This window comes from Leifsonia sp. L25 (genome assembly GCF_050632895.1).
On the sequence record NZ_JBODRZ010000003.1, the window covers coordinates 2,171,612 to 2,191,364 of the forward strand.

Genomic DNA, 19,753 nt, shown 5'->3' on the forward strand with positions numbered 1-19,753 from the left:
TTTCTCATGTAGCTTAGCTCTGTCCGCCGCGGCGCGTGCCCCCAATTGAGGGCGCGCGGTCGGCCGGTCCCGGGACAGAATGGGTTCCACCGATCGCGAGGGGGAAGACGATGCGGCCACTCGTCGTGCAACAGTCCTTTCCCGACCCGCGGCCGACGACGAACCCCTACCTCGTGATGCTCAAACGGGCGATCGAGGCGCAGCCGGACGCCGAGCTCCGGACCTTCACCTGGGCCGCGGCACTGTTCGGCCGGTACGACGTCTTCCACGTCCATTGGCCGGAGATCTTGGTCTCGGGGCACAGCCCGCTGAAGAAAGCGGTCCGGCAGCTCCTCACCCTCGCCCTCGTGGCGCGGCTCGCCCTCACGCGCACACCGATCGTCCGGACCGCGCACAACCTGGACCTGCCGCAGGGCATCAGCCGCCGCGAGCGCGCCCTGCTGCGACTGATCGACCGCTCGACCGTGCTGCGGATCCGGCTCAACCCGTTGACCCCGGTGCCGCAGGGATCGGCCGTCGAGACGATCGTCCACGGCGACTACCGCGAGTGGTTCGCGGCGTGCCGGCGGCGCGAGCCGGTCGCCAGGCGGCTCGCGTACGCGGGACTCATCCGTCGCTACAAGGGGGTCGAGGCACTGGTGGCGGCCTTCCACGACGGGTTCCGCTCGACCGACGCCTCTCTGACCGTGTCGGGACAGCCGTCGTCGGACGAACTGGTGGCCCGTCTCCGGGAGGCCGCCGCCGGTGACCCGCGCGTGAGCTTCCACTTCCACTTCCTGACCGACGACGAGCTCGTCGCCGCCATCACCGAGGCCGAGCTGGTGGTGCTCCCGTACCGCGAGATGCACAACTCGGGCGGCGCCCTGGCGGCGCTGTCGCTGGATCGCCCGGTCCTGGTGCCGGACAACGCGGTCAACCGCCTGCTGGCCGAGGAAGTCGGCGCCCGGTGGGTGCAGCGCTACTCCGGTGACCTGACCGCGGCAGGGCTGGAGGCCGCGCTGGCCGCGGTGCGCGCGACCGGCGCGGCAGACGGTCCCGACCTCAGTCGGCGGGGCTGGTCGGATGCCGGGCGCGCGCACGTCGCCGCGTATCGGCGGGCGATCGCGCTCACCGCGCGAAGACGCCGCGCTTGACGAGCCGTCCCGACGCGAGCGCGGACTCCAGCGAGCGCGCCCGCAACCCTTTCGCTGCGGCCGCGTCGAGGACGGCGGCCGCCAGGCCGAGCCGGTCGACCTCCGGCTCCGGCCCGTCGTCGACGCCGTCCGCGCCTGACGCGTAGTTGTCGTGAGCCAGCAGGATGGCGCCCCTCGTGAGCCCGGCGGTCGCGCTGTCGATGCGCTGCTGCTGCGTGAGCCCGCGGGCGCCGTCCCGGGCCGACGCGCTCCACAGCACGGGGGTCAGGCCGGCCGACCCGACCGAGCGCCACGCCGTCACGGTGAGGTGGCCATAGGGCGGCCGGTACCACCGCACGGGACGGCCGAGCACGTCCTCGAGTTCGCGGCGTCCGTCCGCGGTGCGGCGACGGAACACGTCGGGGGCCAGCGTCACGGGGTCGACGTGATCGACTCCGTGCAGACCGACCTCGTGCCCGGCCTCCAGGAGCGCGCGGGCGAGTCCCGGGTCGCGCCGCACCCGGCTGAGGAGCACGAAGAACGTGGCCGTCGCCCGGCCCTCGCCGAGCAGGGCCATGAGCCGGTCGGTCGTCCCCGCGACGGGGCCGTCGTCGTAGGTCAGCACGAACTCGTCGGCGTCGGTGTCGACAGAGACGACCGAGCCCAGGAAGGACAGCGATCGCCGAACGGCCGAGATCGCGAGCTGTCGTGCCGTCACGCGTCGCCTCCCCCTGGCGACTTCCGGGGCGCGGCGGCCGTCCGCGGCCGCGCGTACTCCTGGTAGACGACGCCGGAGGCGCCCGCGATCATGCCGCCTCCGCGCCAGATCGCCCGGGCACCGCGCGCCTGGTGGCGGCGCGAGCGCACGAGGGTTCCGGCGAGCCAGCGTGCGGCGCCGCCGACGATGCGCGCGCAGCCGCCTGCGAGGTCGGCGAGGCGGGCGGCGGCGCGCGGCCCCGAGCCCCGTGCGAGCCGGATGCGGATCGTGGCAGCGGAGTTCCCATGGCTCCAGGCGCGCTGCAGGACCCACGCGCGCGTCATGCGCTCGCGGGGAACGCGGTCGGTGATGACGGATTCGTCGCACCACACCATCCGGTATCCCGCGGCGTGCAGCTGACGGCTGAACAGCGTGTCCTCGCCGCCGCTCAGGCCGAGGTCGTCGGCGAACCTCACGCCGGCGGCGCCGACCTGGTCCAGGTCGAGCAGGAGGTTGCCGGCCGCGGCGACGTCGATCGGCGTGCCGGTGGGCATGCTGCGGCGGACGAAGAACCTGCCCGCGTCCAGCCACGGGTCCAGCTCGCCGTCGAACGCGGCGACGACCCGGCCGGAGACCGCGGCGGGCATGCCGGATTCGAGCCAGGTGCCGAGGAGCGCGGTCAGCCACCGCTCGTGCGGGAGCTCGTCGTCGTCGATGAACGCGAGCAGCCGCGTACCGGCTTCGTCCAGCGCGCGGTTGCGCACGGCGGAGATGCCCGGGTGCGGCTCGACGACGGCGCGGACCCGGTCGTCGCCCAGCGCCGTGACTACGGCGGCGCCGCTGCCCGCCGGGTCGTTGTCCACGACCAGGATGCGGGTGGGGAAGGCGGCTCCGGCCTCCGCGGCCTGCTCCAGCAGCGCCGCCACGAGGGCGGACAGCTCCGCTGGACGATGGAACGTCGGCACGGCTATCGTCGCAGTGATCGGCTCGACCGGTCGCATGGTCACCCCCTCCCATCAGAGCGGAAGTCTATGACAGACCCAGCAACTCCCGCCGCCGCCGCGGTCATCGTGGTGAACTACGGGTCGTCGCAGCTGCTGGCCGAGAACCTGCTGGCCCTGGCGCGGCGTGCTCCGTGGCTGACCGTGGTGGTCGTGGACAGCTTCAGCACGGCCGCCGAGCGCGGCCGGGTCGCCGCGCTCGCCGACGCCGAGGGCTGGCTCGCCGTGCTCCCGGAGGGCAATCCGGGCTTCGGCGGCGGCATGAACCTCGGGGTCGCGCGGGCACGGGAGGCGGGCGCGCAGCGCTTCCTCCTGCTCAACCCGGATGCGCGGATCGAGCCGGAGGCTTCGGCCGCCCTGCTGCGGGCGACCGAAGCGGATCCGATGGCCCTCGTGGCCCCGGTCGTGCTGCGGCCGGACGGGTCGGTCTGGTCGGCCGGCGCCGATGTCTCGCTCGTGGACGGCCGGATGACCTCCGCGCGCCGGCGGCCGCAGCCGGCGGAGAGCCGGGCGGAGCCGTGGCTCAGCGGCGCGTGCCTCGCCGTGTCGGAGCGGCTGTGGGGCCTCGTCGGCGGTTTCGCCGAGGAGTACTTCCTGTACTGGGAGGATGTCGAACTCTCCGTGCGGGTGACGCGCGCGGGCGGGTCGCTGGTGCTCCTGGAGCAGGTGACCGCCGTGCACGCGGAGGGCGGCACGCAGCAGCAGGGCGCCGCCTCGGCGGCGACGGCGAAGTCCGAAGGGTATTACTACTACAACATCCGCAACCGCCTGCTCTTCGCGGCACGGAATCTCGCGCCCGACGACGTCGAGCGGTGGGAGGCTCTCGCGCCGCGGGTCGCGTGGGAGATCCTGCTCCAGGGCGGCCGCCGGCAGTTCCTCAAGCCGGTCGTGCCGCTGCGCGCGGCGCTGCGCGGGATCAGGGACGGCCGGCGCCTGGTCGCCGCGTCGGAGGGCGGCGCGGGGATCGCGCGGGTCGGGAGGACGACGTGACAATCCGGGGACGGCTGCGCAGGTACGCAGAACTGGCTCGCGGGGTGCTCCGCGGCCATCCCGGCGCTCGGATCGGGTCGGGAGTCCGGCTCGCCGGGCCGGGACGCTACGAACTCGCCCGCGGCAGCGCGATCCGCAAGGGCGCCCGGATCTGGGTCGGCGAGGGCGCGGCGCTCTCGCTCGCACGCGGGAGCGCGATCGGAGCGCGCTGCACCGTCAACGTGGAGTCCGGACTCTCGCTCGGCGAGGAGACCCAGATCTCGTGGGCGGTGCAGCTGCTCGACACCGACTTCCACCGGATCACCCGGCCGGGTGGCGCTGTCGCGCAGCACACGGCCCCGATCCGCATCGGCCGTCACGTGCTGGTGGGGACCGGGGCGATGGTGCTCAAGGGCGTCACGCTCGGGGACGGAGCAGTGGTCGCTGCGGGCTCCGTCGTGACCAGGGATGTCGAGCCGGGTGCGATCGTGGGGGAAACCCCGCCGCCCGGCTGGGCGACGCCGAGAGCTGGGTCTGAGGCAGTGACCCCCGCTTGTGGGGGGTGACAGTTGAGAAATACTCGTATTAAGGTGGAAGGGCAACAGCGACCCGACCCTGATGCGATTTGAGACGCGTTCCGGACCCTGCCCGAAGGGATCGGACACATCGCGGACCGGCCGATGTGCATCCGAGCAACCGAGAGCGAGCGTCCGATGGTCCCAGGGGGAAGACGAATCCGTGTCGCACTCGTCGGCACCCGGGGGGTGCCGGCCAGGTACGGCGGGTTCGAGACCTGCGTCGAGGAGGTCGGTCGCCGGCTCGCGGAGCGCGGCCACCGCGTCGTCGTCTACTGCCGGGACGCCGGGGACGCCGAGAAGGCCGACGCCTACCAGGGCATGGAGCTGGTGCACCGCGGCGCGATGCACCGCCGGAGCCTGGAGACGCTGAGCCACACCGGATCGTCGGTCGCCCACCTGATGCTGCACCGCACCGACGCCGCGGTCGTCTTCAACGCAGCGAACGCGGTCTACCTCCCCGCACTGCGGGCGGCGCGGATCCCGGTCGCCACGCACGTCGACGGGCTGGAGTGGAAGCGCGCCAAGTGGGGCCGGGGAGGGCACGCCTACTACCGCGTGGCCGAGTCGCTCGCCGTGCGCTGGTCCGATGCGCTGATCGCCGACGCTCCCGGCATCGCCGACTACTACCGCGACGAGTTCGCCGCGGACACCGAGCTCATCGCGTACGGGGCCCCGATCGTGTCGACGGACTCCTCCCGGCTCGGCGAGCTCGGGCTGGAACCGGGCGGCTACCACCTGGTCGTCGCACGCTTCGAGCCGGAGAACCACGTCGCGATGATCGTCGAAGGCTACGCGCGCAGCGCGGCCGCCCTGCCCTTGGTGGTCGTCGGCTCCGCGCCGTACGCCGACGAGTACGGGCGCCGGATCCGGGCGGCGGCGGACGACCGGGTGCGCTTCCTCGGCGGAGTGTGGGATCAGGAACAGCTCGACCAGCTCTACGCCGGCGCGCGCAGCTACCTGCACGGGCACTCGGTCGGCGGCACCAACCCGTCGCTGCTCCGGGCCCTCGGCGCGGGCATCGCGGTGATCGCGTACGACGTGTCGTTCAACCGGGATGTCGCGCGCACCGCCGCCGGCTACTTCTCCGACGCCGCCGGAGTGAGCGCCGAACTGGCGCGGATCGAGGCGGACCCGGACCTCGTCACCCGACGAGCCGGAGCCGCCCGTGCGCGCGCCGCGGTCTACGACTGGGAGGTCGTCGCGGACAGCTACGAGTCGCTCTGCCTGCGCCTCGCGGACCACGAGTTGGTCCGCTCCTCCCGGCCCTTCTTCGCCCAGCGGACCGGCGCCGCCGGACGCAGGCGTGCCGAGCAGCACGCCGGCCCCGCCGGCGCGCCGGAGGAGGTGGCCCGATGACCGAGGAGGCCGCCGGCGCCCTGCCGATCGGACGCGAACGCTATGGGGACGTGGTCCGCCGGCTCCGGGCCGCGCAGAAGCCGCCCGCGCGATCGGCGCCCGCGTACTCACGCTTCGTCAACCGGCGGATCGGCCGGTACCTCGCGGCGTTGGCGTATCGCGCCCGGCTGACCCCCAACGCGGTCACCGGGATCAGCGCCGTGTTCACGTTCGCGGCGATCGCGCTCCTGGTCGTCTTCCCTCCCGGCTGGTGGCTGGGCGTGGTGGTGGCCGTGCTCCTCCTCGTCGGCTACGCCTTCGACTCCGCCGACGGCCAGCTCGCCCGGCTCCGCGGCAGTTCCAGCCCCTCCGGCGAGTGGCTCGATCACATGGTGGACGCCACGAAGGTCTCGGCGATGCCGCTCGCGCTCGCCGTCGGCTTCGCCCGCTTCGGCTCGGCGCCCACCTGGTGGCTCCTGGTGCCCATCGGCTTCGCCGTCGTCTCCGCCGTCCTCTTCTTCGGCATGATCCTCACCGAGCAGCTGCGGCGGAGGACTGTCGGCGCCGTGCCCCTGGCGGCCGACCGGCCGGGCAGGCCCTCCTGGCTCCGCGCCCTCGCGGTGCTCCCGATGGACTACGGCGTGCTGTGCGTCTCGTTCGTGCTGCTCGGCGCGCTCCCCGTCTTCCTCGTCGTGTACACGGCGATCGCTCTCGCGACGACGCTCTTCCTGCTCGCGGCCGTCGTCCGATGGTTCCGCGAGCTGCGCTCCTGGACGCCGTCCCCGACCTCACCCGACACCGCTGTGAAAGGAGGCCTCCGATGACGAAGGCCGACACGCCCCCGACCGACGACGACCCCCGTCGCCCGCATCGCGCCAGACGCGCACTTCTCATCGCGGGCGCTGTCGTCGCGGCCGCCGCGGTCGCCGCGGTCGTGATCGTCGCGGCCGTCCACGGCCAGCAGACCGCGCAGGCGGATGCGTCGAAGAACACCGTCTTCACGCTGCCGACCCCGGACAAGAAATCGCCGCCGCCGCCGGCCGCGTCGGCCGCTCCCGGCAAGGCGCCCTCGGGAACGTCGACGCCCAAGCCGAAGCTCAACGCCGCCTATGGGGCTCCCGTGGCGGCCGTGGTGCCCAAGAGCGAGAAGGCCACCCTGACCGGCGGCCTCACCGCGCAGCTGGCCGTCACCTCGACGACCGTTGCCGCCCTCCGCGCCGGCGAGACGGCGGGTCCCGCGATCAAGGTGCAGCTGTCGATCACCAACCCGGGCGGTACCGACGTCGCGCTGTCCCAGCTCGCCGTGAACGCCTACTACGGCTCCGGCTCGACGCCGGCGGTCTCGATGAGCGACGGCGCCCAGCCGCTCCTCGGCACCCTCAAGGCGGGCGAGACGCGCCAGGGCGTCTACTACTTCTCCGTTCCGTCCGCGCAGGCGTCCTCGGCCGTCGTCACGGTCACGGACGCCGCCGGCGCACCGGTGACCGTCTTCAAGTAGGCGCGCCATGAGAGTCGCCGCCCTCGTCCACGCCGCCGTCACCGGGCCGGTGCTCGACCGCACGCTCGTCACCGTGGCGGGGGTCGGGGTCGCGGTGTTCGGATTCCTCGCCCTCCGGCGGATGCCCCGGACGGCGGTGGCCACCTGGATCGTCGTCCTGTGTTTCGTCCCGGTGTGGATCGGGCTCAGCCTCGGCTTCAACGGGAACTACTACCTGCCGGCCGTGAGCGGGCTGGCGATGCTGGTCTCGGTGGCGCTGCTGCCGGTCCGCGGTTTCCGCTTCGGCATCGTCGACGGCCTGATCGTGCTGCTCGTCGTCTGCGCGGCCGCCTCCCTCCTGAGTGAGAACCCGGGCATCGCGCTGGGCTTCGCCTTCGCCCTCGTCACCTATCTCCTCGCCGGGTACATCCTCGGCCGGATCGCGCCGCTGCGCGTGGAGCCCACCTGGATCTACGGCGCGGTCGCGGTGACGTTCACCGTCGTCAGCGCGCTCGTCCTCCTCGAGTACTTCGCGCACTGGAACCCCTTCGTGCTGATCAAGGTCGCCAACTCGTTGTACGCCACCTGGGGCGGCATCCAGGAGCGCGGCGGAGTGGCCCGTGCCGAGGGCGCGTTCGGGCACTCGATCGCGCTCGGCTCGAGCCTCGCGATCGCTGTGCCCCTCACGCTCGCGGCGCGCTTCCCGATGGTCGTCCGCGCCGGGATGGTGCTGCTCATGCTCGGCGCCACCGTGTTCACCTTCAGCCGGATCGGCATGATCGGCGCCCTGCTGGGGCTCCTGCTGTCGATCCTGTTCATGCGGGACGCCATCTCCCGCCGGGCGCGGATCATCCTGACGTCCGCCATCGCGGCCGTCGCGGCCGTCCTCTTCCCGCTGGTCATCACGGTGTTCGACGACGCCGGCGCCGAGGCGGCCGGAAGCGCGAACTACCGCGGCGACCTGGTCTCGCTCGTCGGCAGCATGAATCTCATCGGCGTCGCGGACTCCGCCAGGAAGGACTCCACCGGGCAGGTGTACTTCGGGAACTTCCGTTCCATCGACAGCCAGCTCATCCTCACGGGCCTCTCCAGCGGCGTCATCGCGCTCGCGCTGATCGTGGCGGCGCTGCTGATCGGGATCTTTCTCGTGGTGACCAGGAGGGCGAGCGCACCGACCATCGCGGTCGTCGCGCAGATCCCCGCGCTGGCCACGGTCGCGCTCATCACGCAGTACTCCGTCTTCCTGCTGTTCGCGGTCGGCATGGCCGCTGCGGTGCAGCACGCCAGGCCCCGCCAGGACGACACGCTCGGCCTGCTCGGAAGCGGCCGACGCGGCTCCGACGCGCGACCGGCCCTAGCGGAGGGGTTCGCCCGCCGATGACCATTCCCGCCCGCCACACCACTCCTGTCCGACCAGCCATCGACCCCGGGAAAGGCACACCCATGCCTCAACATCAGTACGCGACCGCGTTCAAGCGTCAGTGGTACATCATCGCCATCGGCGCGATCGTCGGGCTGATCGCCGGCTTCGGGCTCAGCGGGCTCGCCACGCCGGTGTACACGGCGACGAGCAGCCTGTACTTCTCCCTGAACTTCGGCGGGTCCGCCCAAGACCTCAGCCAGGGCTCGACCTACACGCAGAACCAGATGCTCTCCTTCGCGCAGCTCGCGACGTCGCCCATCGTGCTCCAGCAGGTGATCCAGCACCAGGACCTCGCCATGACGCCGGCGGATCTGGCGAACATGATCAGCGTCAGCACCCCGCAGAACACGGTCATCCTCGAACTCTCCGTGAACGACGCCGATCCCGCGGAGGCCGCCTCCATCGCCAACTCGGTCGCGGCCGACCTCGGCCAGACGGTCGAGCAGATCGCGCCCAAAACGGCGACCGGCGCGCCGACCGTCTCGGTCCGGGTGATCGAACGGGCGACGACGCCCCTCACGCCGTCGTCCCCGAACGTGCGGCTCAACCTGCTCGCCGGCTTCGTGATCGGACTGCTTGTCGGCGTCCTCGTCATCGTCCTCAAGGAGCTGCTCGACACCCGGGTGCGGTCGGCGGACACCCTGACGCGGCTGACCGGGCTGCCGCTGCTGGCCAGCATCCAGACCCTGCGCCGTCACCACCGCGGAGCGATCGTGCTGGACGAGCCGTTGTCCGCGGCGGCGGAGGGCTACCGCCGGCTGCGCTCGAGCCTCGAGTTCGTCAGCATCGGCTCCGACAAGCTGGCGTTCGTCATCACCTCGTCGGCCCCCGGCGAGGGCAAGTCGCTCACCGCCCTGAACCTCGCGCTCGCGCTGCTCGAAGGGGAGCGCAAGGTGCTGCTCGTCGATGCGGACCTGCGCCGGCCCACGATCGCGACGGCGACGGGCCTGCTGCCGGGCGCGGGCCTGACCTCCCTGCTCGTCGGGCGCGCGACGCTGGAGGACGTCGTCCAGCACTGGAACGGGCTCGACGTCCTCACCTCCGGGCCCATCCCGCCGAACCCGAGCGAACTGCTGTCGTCCCGCGCGATGGCGCTGTTCCTCGAGAAGTCGCGCAAGGACTACGACATCGTCGTGTTCGACTCGCCGCCGATGACGGCCGTCATCGACGCCGCCATCATCGGTCGCGCGGTGGACGGCGCGCTGGTCATCGTCGACCGCGCGAGCACGAAGCGGCACAAGCTCTCCCAGACGATCGAGCTCCTCGGCAAGTCCGGTGTGAGCGTGCTCGGACTGGTGCTGAACCGGGTGCGGTCCACCGGAGAGTCGTCGTACTACTACGCAGGCGCCTCCGAGTCCCCCAGCTGGTGGCGCCGACGGACGTTGCGTCGGGCTCGTCCGTCGGCGCCGCCGTTGTCGCCCCTGGCCCCGGCGGCGACCGAGGGCGCGGAGGCGGACGCCTCCGCCGACCGGGTCGACGACTCTCCGCTCGACGACGAGTTCGAGGACGGCGTGGACACCGCGGAGACCGACCTCGACCTGGAGCTGGCGGAGATCGCACCCGCGCAGTCGTCCCGCCGCGTCGCTCGCTGACGGACGGAGAGCGGGCCGTACGCCCGCGGCCGGCGCATCCAGCGCGAGCGCCTCAGCGTCGCGCGAAGGACCGGACGATCGCGGCGATCCGAGCCCGGTACGCTGCGACGCTGTGCCGGGTCTCCGCCTCGGCCGTGTCCGCCGTGATGGTCTCCGCTGTCGTGTCCCAGCGGTCGACCGCGTCGGCGAGCGCGTCCGCGAGCGCCGACGCGTCGTCGGGGCGCACCGTGGTCGCCGTCCGGTAGCCCGCGGTGGCCTCCAGCAGCCCGCTGGTCGCGCTGGCGATCACCGGGCGCCCGGCGAGGATGGCCTCCACGGCCGTGTTGCCGAACGGCTCGTCCACACGGGAGGGGACGACGACGATGTCGCTCCCGCCCACGATCTCCCACACGGAGGGCTGGAAGCCGTGGAAGCGCACCCGGTCGCGGAGGGAGCGCTCTGCGACCGTCTCGGTCAGCGAGCGTTCGTACCATTCGTAGCCGGGGAAGACCGAGCCGACGACGTCGAGGTCCGCCGGGATGCCGCGGTCACGCAGCTGCGCCACCGCGTCGATGGCCACATCCACGCCCTTACGCGGCGAGAGGCGGCCGATGTAGGTGACCCGCAGCGGGCCGGAGATGCGGCCGCGCAGGGGCGCGCGACGCTGCGGGCCGGGGACGGCGTTGTAGACGACCTCGGAGCGCGCGCCGAGCGTGCGGAACGAGCCGGCGAGAACGCTCTGGCTGAACCGGCTGTTGACGACGAGCGTCCGGGAGAGCAGGAGGGGCAGCGCGAGCACGCGCCGCATCAGCAGCGAGGCGCTGGCCTCGCCCTCGTGAACATGCGTGATCGTCGGGATGCGCCGGCCGCGGGCGAGCACCGCCCAGAGCGGCACGGTGATGGTGTTGACGAAGACGAGGGCGGGACGCTCCCTGCGGAGCAGGGAGCTGCCGCGGACGGTGGCGCTCGCCGAGGTGCGGAGGAAGCGCACGAAGCCGGCGGGACGCAGCACGCTCTTGCGCAGCACGGGTGACGGGCAGAGCTCGACGAGCGCGCCCCGTGCGCGGAGTTCGGCGACGAGCGGACCGTCGCCGGGGAGGGTGACGACGACGCGCCAGCCGTCGTCGACCAGGGCGCTCACGGTCTCGAGCATCACCCGGTCGGAGCCGTAGAGCTCCGCGCTGGGGTGCGCCACGAGGATCGTGTCGCGTTCTGGCCGGCGACGGCTGGCGGTCATCGTCGGTCCGGTCCTACTGGGCCGGGGTGACGACGAAGTTGCTGAACTTGGTCGTCAGGGGAACATCGGTGGCCGTTCCGGAGAGGTAGGCGCGGAGTCCGACGGCGCCGGCGGCCTGGAGGGCCGCGGTGGAGTCGGTGACCGATGCCTGCCACGTGGTCGGTTCGGTCGTGCCGACCTTCCAGACCCGCGCCCGCACGGTGGTGGGCGAGGTCCCGAACACCTGGACCCTGACCTGGTACTGCGTGCCGGGGGCGTAGGTCAGGCCGCTGATGTTCACCAACTGGAGCGCCGTGGAGCCCTGAAGCAGCTGCAGCTGCGTCGTGTTGTTCGTCTGGAACCAGACGCGGGCCGAGTACTCCGACGTTCCGACCACTCGGCCGATGGCGGAGACGAAGATCCCGCCGCCGGTGGAGGTCCGGTCCGTCGTGAACTGCACGGTCGTGTCGGTGCTGGTGGCCGAGAGGGAGCTCAGGAGCTCGGTCTTGGTCGATCCGGCCGCGCCGACGATCTGGCCGATTCCCGGTGTCACGGTGTAGGCCGTGGCCGAACCCGCGCCGGTCCAGGCGCCGCCCAGGTCGGCCGACCCCCATCCGCTCGTCGAGGTGCGCTGGAAGGAGTCGGACGCGATCGCCGAGGGCGGGGGCGCCGTGATGGTCACCGACTTGGTGGCGGTGTTGGTTCCGCCACGGTTGTCGGTCACCGTCAGCGACACGGTGTAGGTGCCGCCCGCCGCGTAGGTGTGGCTGGCCGTGGGCGTGGTCGCCGTCCCTCCGTCGCCGAAGTTCCAGGCGTAGCCGACGACGCTGCCGTCCGGGTCGCTCGACGCGGTGCCGTCGACGGCCAGCGACAGTCCGTTGGGGGTCGCCGTGAAGCTGGCCACCGGGGGCTGGTTCGGCGGGAGGGCCGTGGTCACCGGATGCTGCACCGGCGTGCCGGCGAGACCCTGGTTGTCCGTCACCGTGAGCGTCACGGTGAAGGTCCCCGCGGTCGCGTAGGTGTGGCTGGCCGTGACGCCGGTTCCGGTCGTGCCGTCACCGAAGTCCCACGCGTAGCTCGCGACCGTCCCGTCGGGGTCCGACGAGGCCGAGGCGTCGAAGGACGCGACCAGGTTGGAGACCGAGGACGTGAAGGACGCCACCGGCGGCTGGTTGGCCACGACGGTCACCTGAGCGCTCGTGGTGTTCTTGGCGCCCTGGTTGTCCGTCACGGTCAGCGCGATCGTGTAGGTGCCTCCCGCCGCGTAGGTGTGGCTGGCCGTGGCGGTCGTCGCCGTCGCCCCGTCGCCGAAGTCCCACGCGTAGCCGGCGACCGTGCCGTCCGGATCGCTCGAGGCGCTGCCGTCCACATTCACCGTCAGTCCGCTCTTGCTGGACGTGAAGGAGGCGACCGGCGGCTGGTTGGGCAGGGCGCCCGACGAGCCGAGCGAGTACTGGTTGGCCACCTGCTGCGCCGTCAGCTCCGAGGAGAAGACCGCCGCCTCGTCGAGGTACCCGTTGAAGTACGGTCCCGTCGAGCCCCAGGTGTTGTCGCCGCCGAGGCGCCAGTAGCCGTTGTAGCCCTGGGCCTGCGTCTGCGGGTTGGTGCCGACCAGCTGGCCGTCCACGTACAGGCTCATCCCGTCGGGACCCTGCGACGCGACCGCCATGTGCCACTGGTTGTCGTTCAGCGCGTTCGGCGAGGTGATGGTGTTCGTCTGGCCGGTCCAGACCCCGAACACGATGCGCCCGTCGTCCTGCATGTAGATGTGACGGTCGTAGTTGCTCGAGAGCCCGGTCGGCTGGTCGCCGAAGCCGATCAGTTTCCCACCGGTCGTCGTGGCGGTCTTGAACCAGATCTCCTCCGTGTAGACGGTCGGGTTGGCGTACTGCTGGTTGCTGGCGACGACGCCGCCGTTCGATCCGTTGTTGGCGGTGTTGAACAGCACCGAGCTGCCGACGTTGCCCGAGAGGGCGCCGGGCTGGCTCATCGTGGTGGGCAGACCCGAGTACGTGCCGTTGTTGCCCCAGGGGTCGGAGCCTTTCGCGGTCGTCCCGCTCGTGTCGTCGAGCCGCCAGTAGAGGTCCGGGCCGGCGTTGTAGACGGCCGCGCCGTAGGCGTCGGAGGGTGCCGGCGTCTGAGGCGAGGGCCGCCCGGAGGCGACGAACTGGTTCACGACCGTCTGCGGTGTGAGCACTGTCGGGTAGAGGGAGACCTGCCCGATGCTGCCGCCGAAGAAGGCGCTGCTCGGCTGGTTGCTCCAGCCGTTCAGGTTGTCGCCGCCGACCCGCCAGTACCCGGAGTAGTCCTGCGCGGTCGTGACGTCCGTCCGCGAGCCGACCAGCTTCCCGTCGATGTAGAGGCGCATGCCGTTCGCGCCGAGCGACGCGACGACCTGGTGCCACTGACCGTCGTTGTAACCGGCCGCGCTGTTCAGCGTCTGCACCGAGCCCGGGTAGACCCCGAAGAAGATGCGGCCGCTGTTGTCCATGTAGACGTGCCGGTCGTAACTGGAGGACGTGCCGGTGTTGGAGTTGCCGAAGCCGATGATCTTCCCGCCGCTGGTCGAGGTCGTGTTGAACCACGCGCTGACGGAGAAGGTGTTCGGTCCGGCGACCGAGGACGGCGTCACGCCGAACCCGGTGGAGTCGCCACTGAAGGTCGACGCCGTCGATCCGCTCACCGGCCCCGCGGCGCCACGCGTGACGCCGGCCTGCAGCTGGAGGTCGCTGAATCCGGCGTGGTCGTAGCCGACGCTGCCGCTGGCCTCGTCGAGCGGCCAGTACGAGCTGGCTCCCGCCGAGGTGACGGAGGTCGCGTACGCACCGCCGCTGTTGGTGGAGGCGATGGTGACCGTGTTGCCGAGCCGGGAGATCTGGTTGCCGTCAGGATCCGTCACGTACACGCGGTACGAGTGCGTGGAGCCCGGTGTCAGGCCGGTGTCGACGAAGCCCATCGACGGTCTCGTCCAGAAGTTGGAGATCTGCGTGGTCTGGTACACCGGGTTGGCGGTGTTGCCGTCGCGGACCACCTTGTAGGCGAGGTTCACGTTGTCCTGGTCGTAGGTGGCGGTCCACGAGACCCGGGCCTGTCCGGCGGTGAACGAGACCGCGTTCGGCACCAGAGAGGTGTTGACGTTCGGTCCGAGCTTGCTCTTCACGACGCTGTCCATCGCATAGCGGACGAGTCCGTACTGCGCGACGCCGTTGACGTACGGGAACTCGCCGCCGACGGCCAGGTAGTTGCCGTTGCCGGACACCGACCATGCTGCCTGGCCCTGTCCGGTGAACGATCCGGTCACGTACTGCGGGAACCAGTTGAGGAGGGTCGGGCTGGGCTGGCCGGTGAAGTTGGCGTACGCGCCGTCCCCGTTGTTCGTCAGGGTCCCGGTCTGGGCCTTCGAGAACGCGATGGTGTGGTGGTACGTCCACGGGTTCGTCTGCGGGAAGCCGCCGACGTTGCCGCAGTAGTGCGGGTGACCGGCGACGTAGAGCGCGTTGTTCATCGGGAACACCGAGTAGGTGTCGCCGTGGCAGTCCTCCATCCAGATGAGGTTGCCCGTCGACGGGTCGGCCGAGAAGCTGCCCTCCAGGTTGCCGCCGGAGCCGAACACGTAGCCGGAGCCGTAGACGCGGTCGGTCGTCGCGTAAAGCGACGTGATGCCGGCCTGGGTTCCCGCGTCGCGGACGACCGAGTTGGCGCCGAACGTCGTGAACGCGCCGGAGGTGCCGTCGAACATGGCGAGTCCGTACGCGTTGTTGCCGCCGTTGACGTGCTGGAAGCGGCCGCCGGCATAGACCTTCGTGCCGTCCGGGCTGACCGCCAGAGCGTCGACGACGTAGTCGGCGCTGGCGCCCCAGGTCGTGTTCAGCGAGCCGTCGGCCGCGTTGATCTTGGCGATGTAGCCGGTCGCCGTGCCGTTCACCGTGCTGAAGGTGCCGCCGGCGTAGACCGCCGTGTTCGTCGCAGCAAGCGCGCGCACCTCGCTCTCCATGATCGGCCGGAACGAGCTGATCACCTGGCCGGTGGCGGTGCTGATCGCGACGATGCGGTAGTAGTTGCCACCCCCTGCCGTGGTGAAGTCGCCGCCGACATAGACGCGGGATCCGTCGGGCGACGCCGTGATGGCGAGCGCCTGTGCGTTGAGCGGCACATTGAAGCTCGAGATCAGGTTGCCCGTGGTGATGTCGTACGCGAGGAGGTTGCTTCGGGGAGTGTTGTTCGTGCCCGCGGCTGACCCGGCGGGGCGCGCGTTGTTGAACTTGCCCGCGACGTACACCGTGTTCCCGACGACGGTCTGCGCCCAGGCGACGCCGTCCATCTGGGTGGTCGGCAGCACGTCGGCCGCGACTGTCGGCGGAGAGGCCGGATTAGTGGGATCGGGCGGCTGCGTGTCGGCTGCGGCGGGCTGCGCGATAGCCAGTCCTCCGAAGATCAGGCCGACAGCCGTGAGAACGGCGGTCAGTATGCCCAACGAGCGAGCGCGTGGAGCTTTCTCTGTACTCATGACAACCTCGGTGTCTGTTCGGTCGGGAAGGTGCTCGGGATTGCGTTTTTCGGGGAGGCGGGGGGCGCAGCTAGTACGCCCCCACGGGATGTGTCAGCACCTTGAGGGTGCGCCACATGATGACGAGGTCGCCGGTGAGCGACCAGTTCTCCACGTAGTAGAGATCCAGGCGGACGCTCTCCTGCCAGGAGAGGTCCGATCGTCCGTTGACCTGCCACATCCCGGTCAGTCCCGGCTTGATGTAGAGGCGCCTGTGCACGTGGTTCTCGTAGCCGGCGACCTCCGCGGGGAGCGGCGGCCGGGGCCCGACGAGGCTCATGTCGCCGAGGAAGACGTTGAGGATCTGCGGGAGCTCATCCAGTGAGTACTTGCGCAGCACGCGGCCGACGCGGGTCACCCGCGGGTCGTTGTGCAGCTTGAAGAGGAGGCCGTTGCCTTCGTTCTTCGCCTGGAGTTCGGCGAGCCTGGCCTCCGCGTCGACGCACATCGAGCGGAACTTGAGCATCCGGAACTTCTCGCCGCCGCGGCCGACGCGCTCCTGCGAGAAGATGACGGGGCCGCCGTCGTCGAGCTTGATGGCGATCGCGACCGCGAGGAAGACCGGGGCGAGCGCGATCAGCGCGAACCCGGACGCGAAGAAGTCGAAAGCGCGCTTGAGCACGTGCTTGCCGCCCTCGAACTGCGGGATCTCCACCTGGATCAGCGGGAGTCCCTCGACCGGGCGGAAGTGGATGCGCGGGCCCGCGATGTCGGTCAGCGGCGCGGCGAGCACCAGTTCGGTCGCCGTCCCCTCCAGCTTCCAGGCCAGGCGGCGGACGAAGTCCCCGCCGCTGAGCGCCCGGCCGGCGACGATCACGGTGTCGGCGCCGAGCCGGGCGGCCGCCTCCGCGACCCCCGACAGGTCCGAGACGACGGGGACCTCCCGCTCCGGGGAGGCGATGCGGCGACTCAGCTCCGCATCCTTCTTGGCGCCGGTGCGTTTACCGGTGTCGAGAGCGGCCGCTACGACGTTGTATGCCGCCCCCGAGTTCGCGTGGATCTGGCGCACGACCGTGTCGACGTCGTCGAACCGGCCGACGACCAGGGCGCGGGAGAGGTAGTGGTCGAACGTGCGCTGCTTGATGAGCCAGTGCCGCCAGAGCCAGCGCGAGACCAGCACGCCGCCCATCCCGAGCGGGAGCGCGAGCACGAAGTAGCCGCGGGCGATGTCGATCTTGCCCACGAGGAAGAAGATGGCGAGCAGCCCGAATGTGATGGCGGTGGCCGACACGACCCGGCGGTACTCGGTCACGCCGACGCCCACGACCCGCGGGTCACGCGTGTGATACGCCGTGAGGGCGAACATCCAGGTGGCGGCGATCAGCAGTGAGACGGTGAGGTAGTCGACGCGGAAGCCGTCGCCCGTGGTGGTGGGGGTGTTGTCCTCGAAGCCGAAGCGCACGAAGATCGCGCCGATCGTGCTCAGCAGGATGAGGGCGGTGTCGGTCGCGAGCAGCCGGTAGCGGTAGTGCCGGGCCCAGCTGCGTTCGGAGCTGAGCGGGCGGGCGTTGGCGTGCGCGTGGGCGAGGGTGCCGAGGCGCGGGCGCAGGACGGTCATTGTGCCGCCTCCGTCGCCGCGGGATGCGCCGCGCGGGCGGGCGTGGAAGAGCCGACGGCGGCTTGGGGGAAACCGTGGTCTCGAACGGCTTCACCGCCGCCGGCTCCGTTCCGCGAGGGACGACCCGCGCTCCCGGTGCTCCGCGCGCCCCTGATGGGGTCGAGTGCGCGAGGCGCTCGGTGCGATCGTGTCGGGTTCACGGGTCGTCCCTGGGTTCGGATGGTGCGATTTCGGGTTGAGGTGGACCGGCGGAGAGCCTTCGCGCCGGGATTCGGGTCGTTCGCCCGGCGTAAAGTGATTGTTCCTCACCAATTCACAAAGGTGAGAATACATCGTTTTTGGAGGGAGGGGGGACCCGCGTTCGGGGGGCGTCCGCGATCGGCGGCCTTCCCGGGCCTCTGTCGGCGGCCGCGCCTAAGCTGGCAGCATGTGCGGGCGCTTCGCGTTGGACAAAGAGACCGACGACATGATCCAGGAGTTCGTGGCCGAAGGCGGGGACTTCCGCGACTGGCGCCCGAGCTGGAACATCGCGCCGACCGACCCCATCCCGGTCTTCCTGGAGAGCAAGCGCGGCGAGGAGCCCAGCGTCCGACGGCTGGAGCTCGCCCGCTGGTCGCTCGTGCCGTCCTGGTCCAAGGAGCTCAAGACCAAGGTGCCCACCTTCAACGCCCGCGCCGAGACCGCCGCGGAGAAGCCGATGTTCAAGGCCTCCGTGGTCTCGCGCCGCGCGATCATCCCGGCTCGCGGATACTACGAGTGGCAGACGGATCCGACGACCAAGAAGAAGACTCCGTACTTCATCCACTCGGCCGACGGAGACCTCCTCGGCTTCGCCGGCCTCTACGCCTGGTGGGCCGACCCGGCGATGTCCCGCGACGACCCCGAGCGCTGGCACCTCACGGCGACCATCCTCACGTCGGACGCCGTGCAGACGCTCGAGCACATCCACGACCGCAACCCGGTGCCGCTGCCGCGGGAGTTCTGGGACCACTGGATCGACCCCACCGTCGTGGGCGACCAGGGCCTGGTGGACGAGGCCGTGCGTGCGGCGCTGCCTGTGGCGGACGCGCTGGTGTTCGACCGGGTCGGGCCCGTGGTGGGGGACGGCCCGGAGCTGATCAGGCCGCTCCGCGAGGAGTGACGGTGGAGGCGTCGACGCGCACGTCGTTGCGCGCGGCGACCGTCACCCGCAGGAACACGATGATCCAGCTGAAGATCAGCACCCCGGCGACCAACTCGACGGCCGTCAGGTTGTAGTAGCCCACCGCGAAGAACAGCGCGACCAGCACGATCACGCCGATGAACACCCAGCCCAGCACGTAGAAGGCGCGGGGGAGATGCGGCATGGCCCACCGGATGCCGACCGCGAGCACGCAGAACACCACGGCCATCCCGGTCGCCGCAGTGTTGTGCAGCAGAAAGAAGTGATTGACCGGGAACAACCCGACGCAGGCGAGCATCGCGCCGACGATCACCAGCGCAGCGCGCACCTGCAGCTCGCCGCGCGACGGGCGCCGGTCGGGTCCGCTGTCGGTGGCGTAGCGGGCGATGGCCGTGACGAGGATGCCGCCCACGATCACCGTGATGTTGAAGGTCGCCGACGACCAGTCGTCCGCGATGCCCAGCACGCTGAGGTTCTGCTTCCACCAGTGCGGGTTCGACGCGGTGAGCATGCTCGTCACAGCACCGACGACGAGGAACACCGCCAGCACCGCCGACAGCAGCAGCGGGTTCATGTTCGCCGCCGCGAGGAACACGTAGTATCCGGTGACCGCGGCCGCCGTGCCGACCAGCAGGGTGGCCGGGATGGCGAAGACCTGGGCGTCCTGGAAGCTGCGGGCGAGCACGTCGCCCAGCAACGTCCAGAGCAGCAGCACCACGACGGCGTGCGCGACCGCGATGGCGAGCGAGTCGAACACCTCGATCGCGGCTCCGATCCGGGAGCGGCGCTCCTTGGGGCCGCTGTACCAGGGGATGCTCCAGGTCGCGACCCGTCCGCCGCCGTAGGCGATCAGGGTGACGGCGCAGCAGGCGATCGCGGCGAACTGGCCGACCGAGCCCGCGCCCGAGATGGAGAGGTCGTGCCCGGCGAAGACGAAGAACGCGACCAGGCCGACGGCGACGAACGCCGCACCCCCGGCGCCCAGGGCCAGCGACTCCACGGAGGCCGCCCGCAACCGCCGGGAGAGACGATCCGCCGCGCCGTGCTCGCCGACGCCGTGCTCCGAGACGGCTTCCCTCATGGTCCGAGCTTAGGCGGCGGTCATCGC

At 71.2% G+C, this 19,753-nt stretch carries 15 protein-coding genes; 9 read left to right on the plus strand and 6 right to left on the minus strand.

The genetic code is table 11. The features are described from left to right. Positions 1-110: 110 nt before the first annotated feature. Positions 111-1,133 carry a glycosyltransferase gene (locus tag ACRAWC_RS14855; RefSeq protein WP_431348420.1) on the plus strand — a complete coding sequence of 341 codons (1,023 nt, stop codon included), beginning with the start codon at positions 111-113 and terminating at the stop codon, positions 1,131-1,133. Here ACRAWC_RS14855 and ACRAWC_RS14860 read toward each other — a convergent pair. Further along, a complete protein-coding gene (locus tag ACRAWC_RS14860) occupies positions 1,108-1,830 on the minus strand; it encodes a polysaccharide deacetylase family protein (protein ID WP_431348421.1) in 723 nt (240 codons plus the stop codon). The genes ACRAWC_RS14855 and ACRAWC_RS14860 overlap by 26 nt on opposite strands. Beyond that, on the minus strand, positions 1,827-2,810 hold the full coding sequence (locus ACRAWC_RS14865; protein ID WP_431349453.1) for a glycosyltransferase family 2 protein: 984 nt from the start codon (positions 2,808-2,810) through the stop codon (positions 1,827-1,829). The genes ACRAWC_RS14860 and ACRAWC_RS14865 overlap by 4 nt, the downstream gene beginning before the upstream one ends. 30 nt (positions 2,811-2,840) lie before the next feature. On the opposite strand from ACRAWC_RS14865, the gene ACRAWC_RS14870 reads away from it, so the two are divergent. The 7 genes from ACRAWC_RS14870 to ACRAWC_RS14900 all read left to right on the plus strand — a co-directional run bounded on the left by ACRAWC_RS14870 (position 2,841) and on the right by ACRAWC_RS14900 (position 10,184). After that, complete coding sequence (locus tag ACRAWC_RS14870) at positions 2,841-3,800, plus strand: glycosyltransferase (RefSeq protein WP_431348422.1); 960 nt, start codon at positions 2,841-2,843, stop codon at positions 3,798-3,800. Beyond that, positions 3,797-4,345 (plus strand): acyltransferase, encoded by a 549-nt coding sequence (locus tag ACRAWC_RS14875; protein WP_431348423.1) that lies wholly within the window; start codon positions 3,797-3,799, stop codon positions 4,343-4,345. Before ACRAWC_RS14870 ends, ACRAWC_RS14875 begins: the two co-directional genes overlap by 4 nt. Positions 4,346-4,492: 147 nt before the next feature. After that, positions 4,493-5,713: a DUF1972 domain-containing protein gene (locus ACRAWC_RS14880; protein WP_431349454.1), complete on the plus strand. Its 1,221-nt coding sequence runs from the start codon at positions 4,493-4,495 to the stop codon at positions 5,711-5,713. Beyond that, complete coding sequence (locus ACRAWC_RS14885; protein WP_431348424.1) at positions 5,710-6,516, plus strand: CDP-alcohol phosphatidyltransferase family protein; 807 nt, start codon at positions 5,710-5,712, stop codon at positions 6,514-6,516. Before ACRAWC_RS14880 ends, ACRAWC_RS14885 begins: the two co-directional genes overlap by 4 nt. Continuing rightward, positions 6,513-7,190, plus strand: a complete 678-nt coding sequence (locus ACRAWC_RS14890; protein WP_431348425.1) for a hypothetical protein — start codon at positions 6,513-6,515, stop codon at positions 7,188-7,190. The genes ACRAWC_RS14885 and ACRAWC_RS14890 overlap by 4 nt, the downstream gene beginning before the upstream one ends. Positions 7,191-7,197: 7 nt before the next feature. Then, positions 7,198-8,550 carry a hypothetical protein gene (locus tag ACRAWC_RS14895; protein ID WP_431348426.1) on the plus strand — a complete coding sequence of 451 codons (1,353 nt, stop codon included), beginning with the start codon at positions 7,198-7,200 and terminating at the stop codon, positions 8,548-8,550. 62 nt (positions 8,551-8,612) lie between these two features. Beyond that, complete coding sequence (locus tag ACRAWC_RS14900; RefSeq protein ID WP_431348427.1) at positions 8,613-10,184, plus strand: polysaccharide biosynthesis tyrosine autokinase; 1,572 nt, start codon at positions 8,613-8,615, stop codon at positions 10,182-10,184. 52 nt (positions 10,185-10,236) lie between these two features. On the opposite strand, the gene ACRAWC_RS14905 is transcribed toward ACRAWC_RS14900, so the two are convergent. The 3 genes from ACRAWC_RS14905 to ACRAWC_RS14915 all read right to left on the minus strand — a co-directional run bounded on the left by ACRAWC_RS14905 (position 10,237) and on the right by ACRAWC_RS14915 (position 17,483). Continuing rightward, positions 10,237-11,400 (minus strand): glycosyltransferase, encoded by a 1,164-nt coding sequence (locus tag ACRAWC_RS14905; protein ID WP_431348428.1) that lies wholly within the window; start codon positions 11,398-11,400, stop codon positions 10,237-10,239. A gap of 13 nt (positions 11,401-11,413) precedes the next feature. Continuing rightward, positions 11,414-15,718 (minus strand): PKD domain-containing protein, encoded by a 4,305-nt coding sequence (locus ACRAWC_RS14910; RefSeq protein ID WP_431348429.1) that lies wholly within the window; start codon positions 15,716-15,718, stop codon positions 11,414-11,416. A 238-nt stretch (positions 15,719-15,956) separates the two neighbouring features. Beyond that, entirely contained in the window at positions 15,957-17,483 is a 1,527-nt protein-coding gene (locus ACRAWC_RS14915) for a sugar transferase (RefSeq protein WP_431348430.1), read from the minus strand. Positions 17,484-17,910: 427 nt separating this feature from the next. On the opposite strand from ACRAWC_RS14915, the gene ACRAWC_RS14920 reads away from it, so the two are divergent. Further along, a complete protein-coding gene (locus ACRAWC_RS14920; RefSeq protein ID WP_431348431.1) occupies positions 17,911-18,624 on the plus strand; it encodes an SOS response-associated peptidase in 714 nt (237 codons plus the stop codon). Here ACRAWC_RS14920 and ACRAWC_RS14925 read toward each other — a convergent pair. Next, positions 18,602-19,726, minus strand: a complete 1,125-nt coding sequence (locus ACRAWC_RS14925) for a DUF998 domain-containing protein (RefSeq protein ID WP_431348432.1) — start codon at positions 19,724-19,726, stop codon at positions 18,602-18,604. The genes ACRAWC_RS14920 and ACRAWC_RS14925 overlap by 23 nt on opposite strands. Between the last annotated feature and the right edge of the window lie 27 nt (positions 19,727-19,753).

What these genes read in the sequence shown, in the direction of transcription:
- ACRAWC_RS14865 (WP_431349453.1), bottom strand. Translation starts at nt 2,810, where the DNA reads ATGCGACCGGTCGAGCCGATCACTGCGACGATAGCCGTGCCGACGTTC.
- ACRAWC_RS14895 (WP_431348426.1), top strand. Translation starts at nt 7,198, where the DNA reads ATGAGAGTCGCCGCCCTCGTCCACGCCGCCGTCACCGGGCCGGTGCTC.
- ACRAWC_RS14885 (WP_431348424.1), top strand. Translation starts at nt 5,710, where the DNA reads ATGACCGAGGAGGCCGCCGGCGCCCTGCCGATCGGACGCGAACGCTAT.
- ACRAWC_RS14920 (WP_431348431.1), top strand. Translation starts at nt 17,911, where the DNA reads ATGTGCGGGCGCTTCGCGTTGGACAAAGAGACCGACGACATGATCCAG.
- ACRAWC_RS14855 (WP_431348420.1), top strand. Translation starts at nt 111, where the DNA reads ATGCGGCCACTCGTCGTGCAACAGTCCTTTCCCGACCCGCGGCCGACG.
- ACRAWC_RS14900 (WP_431348427.1), top strand. Translation starts at nt 8,613, where the DNA reads ATGCCTCAACATCAGTACGCGACCGCGTTCAAGCGTCAGTGGTACATC.
- ACRAWC_RS14925 (WP_431348432.1), bottom strand. Translation starts at nt 19,726, where the DNA reads ATGAGGGAAGCCGTCTCGGAGCACGGCGTCGGCGAGCACGGCGCGGCG.
- ACRAWC_RS14890 (WP_431348425.1), top strand. Translation starts at nt 6,513, where the DNA reads ATGACGAAGGCCGACACGCCCCCGACCGACGACGACCCCCGTCGCCCG.
- ACRAWC_RS14880 (WP_431349454.1), top strand. Translation starts at nt 4,493, where the DNA reads ATGGTCCCAGGGGGAAGACGAATCCGTGTCGCACTCGTCGGCACCCGG.
- ACRAWC_RS14915 (WP_431348430.1), bottom strand. Translation starts at nt 17,483, where the DNA reads ATGACCGTCCTGCGCCCGCGCCTCGGCACCCTCGCCCACGCGCACGCC.
- ACRAWC_RS14870 (WP_431348422.1), top strand. Translation starts at nt 2,841, where the DNA reads ATGACAGACCCAGCAACTCCCGCCGCCGCCGCGGTCATCGTGGTGAAC.
- ACRAWC_RS14905 (WP_431348428.1), bottom strand. Translation starts at nt 11,400, where the DNA reads ATGACCGCCAGCCGTCGCCGGCCAGAACGCGACACGATCCTCGTGGCG.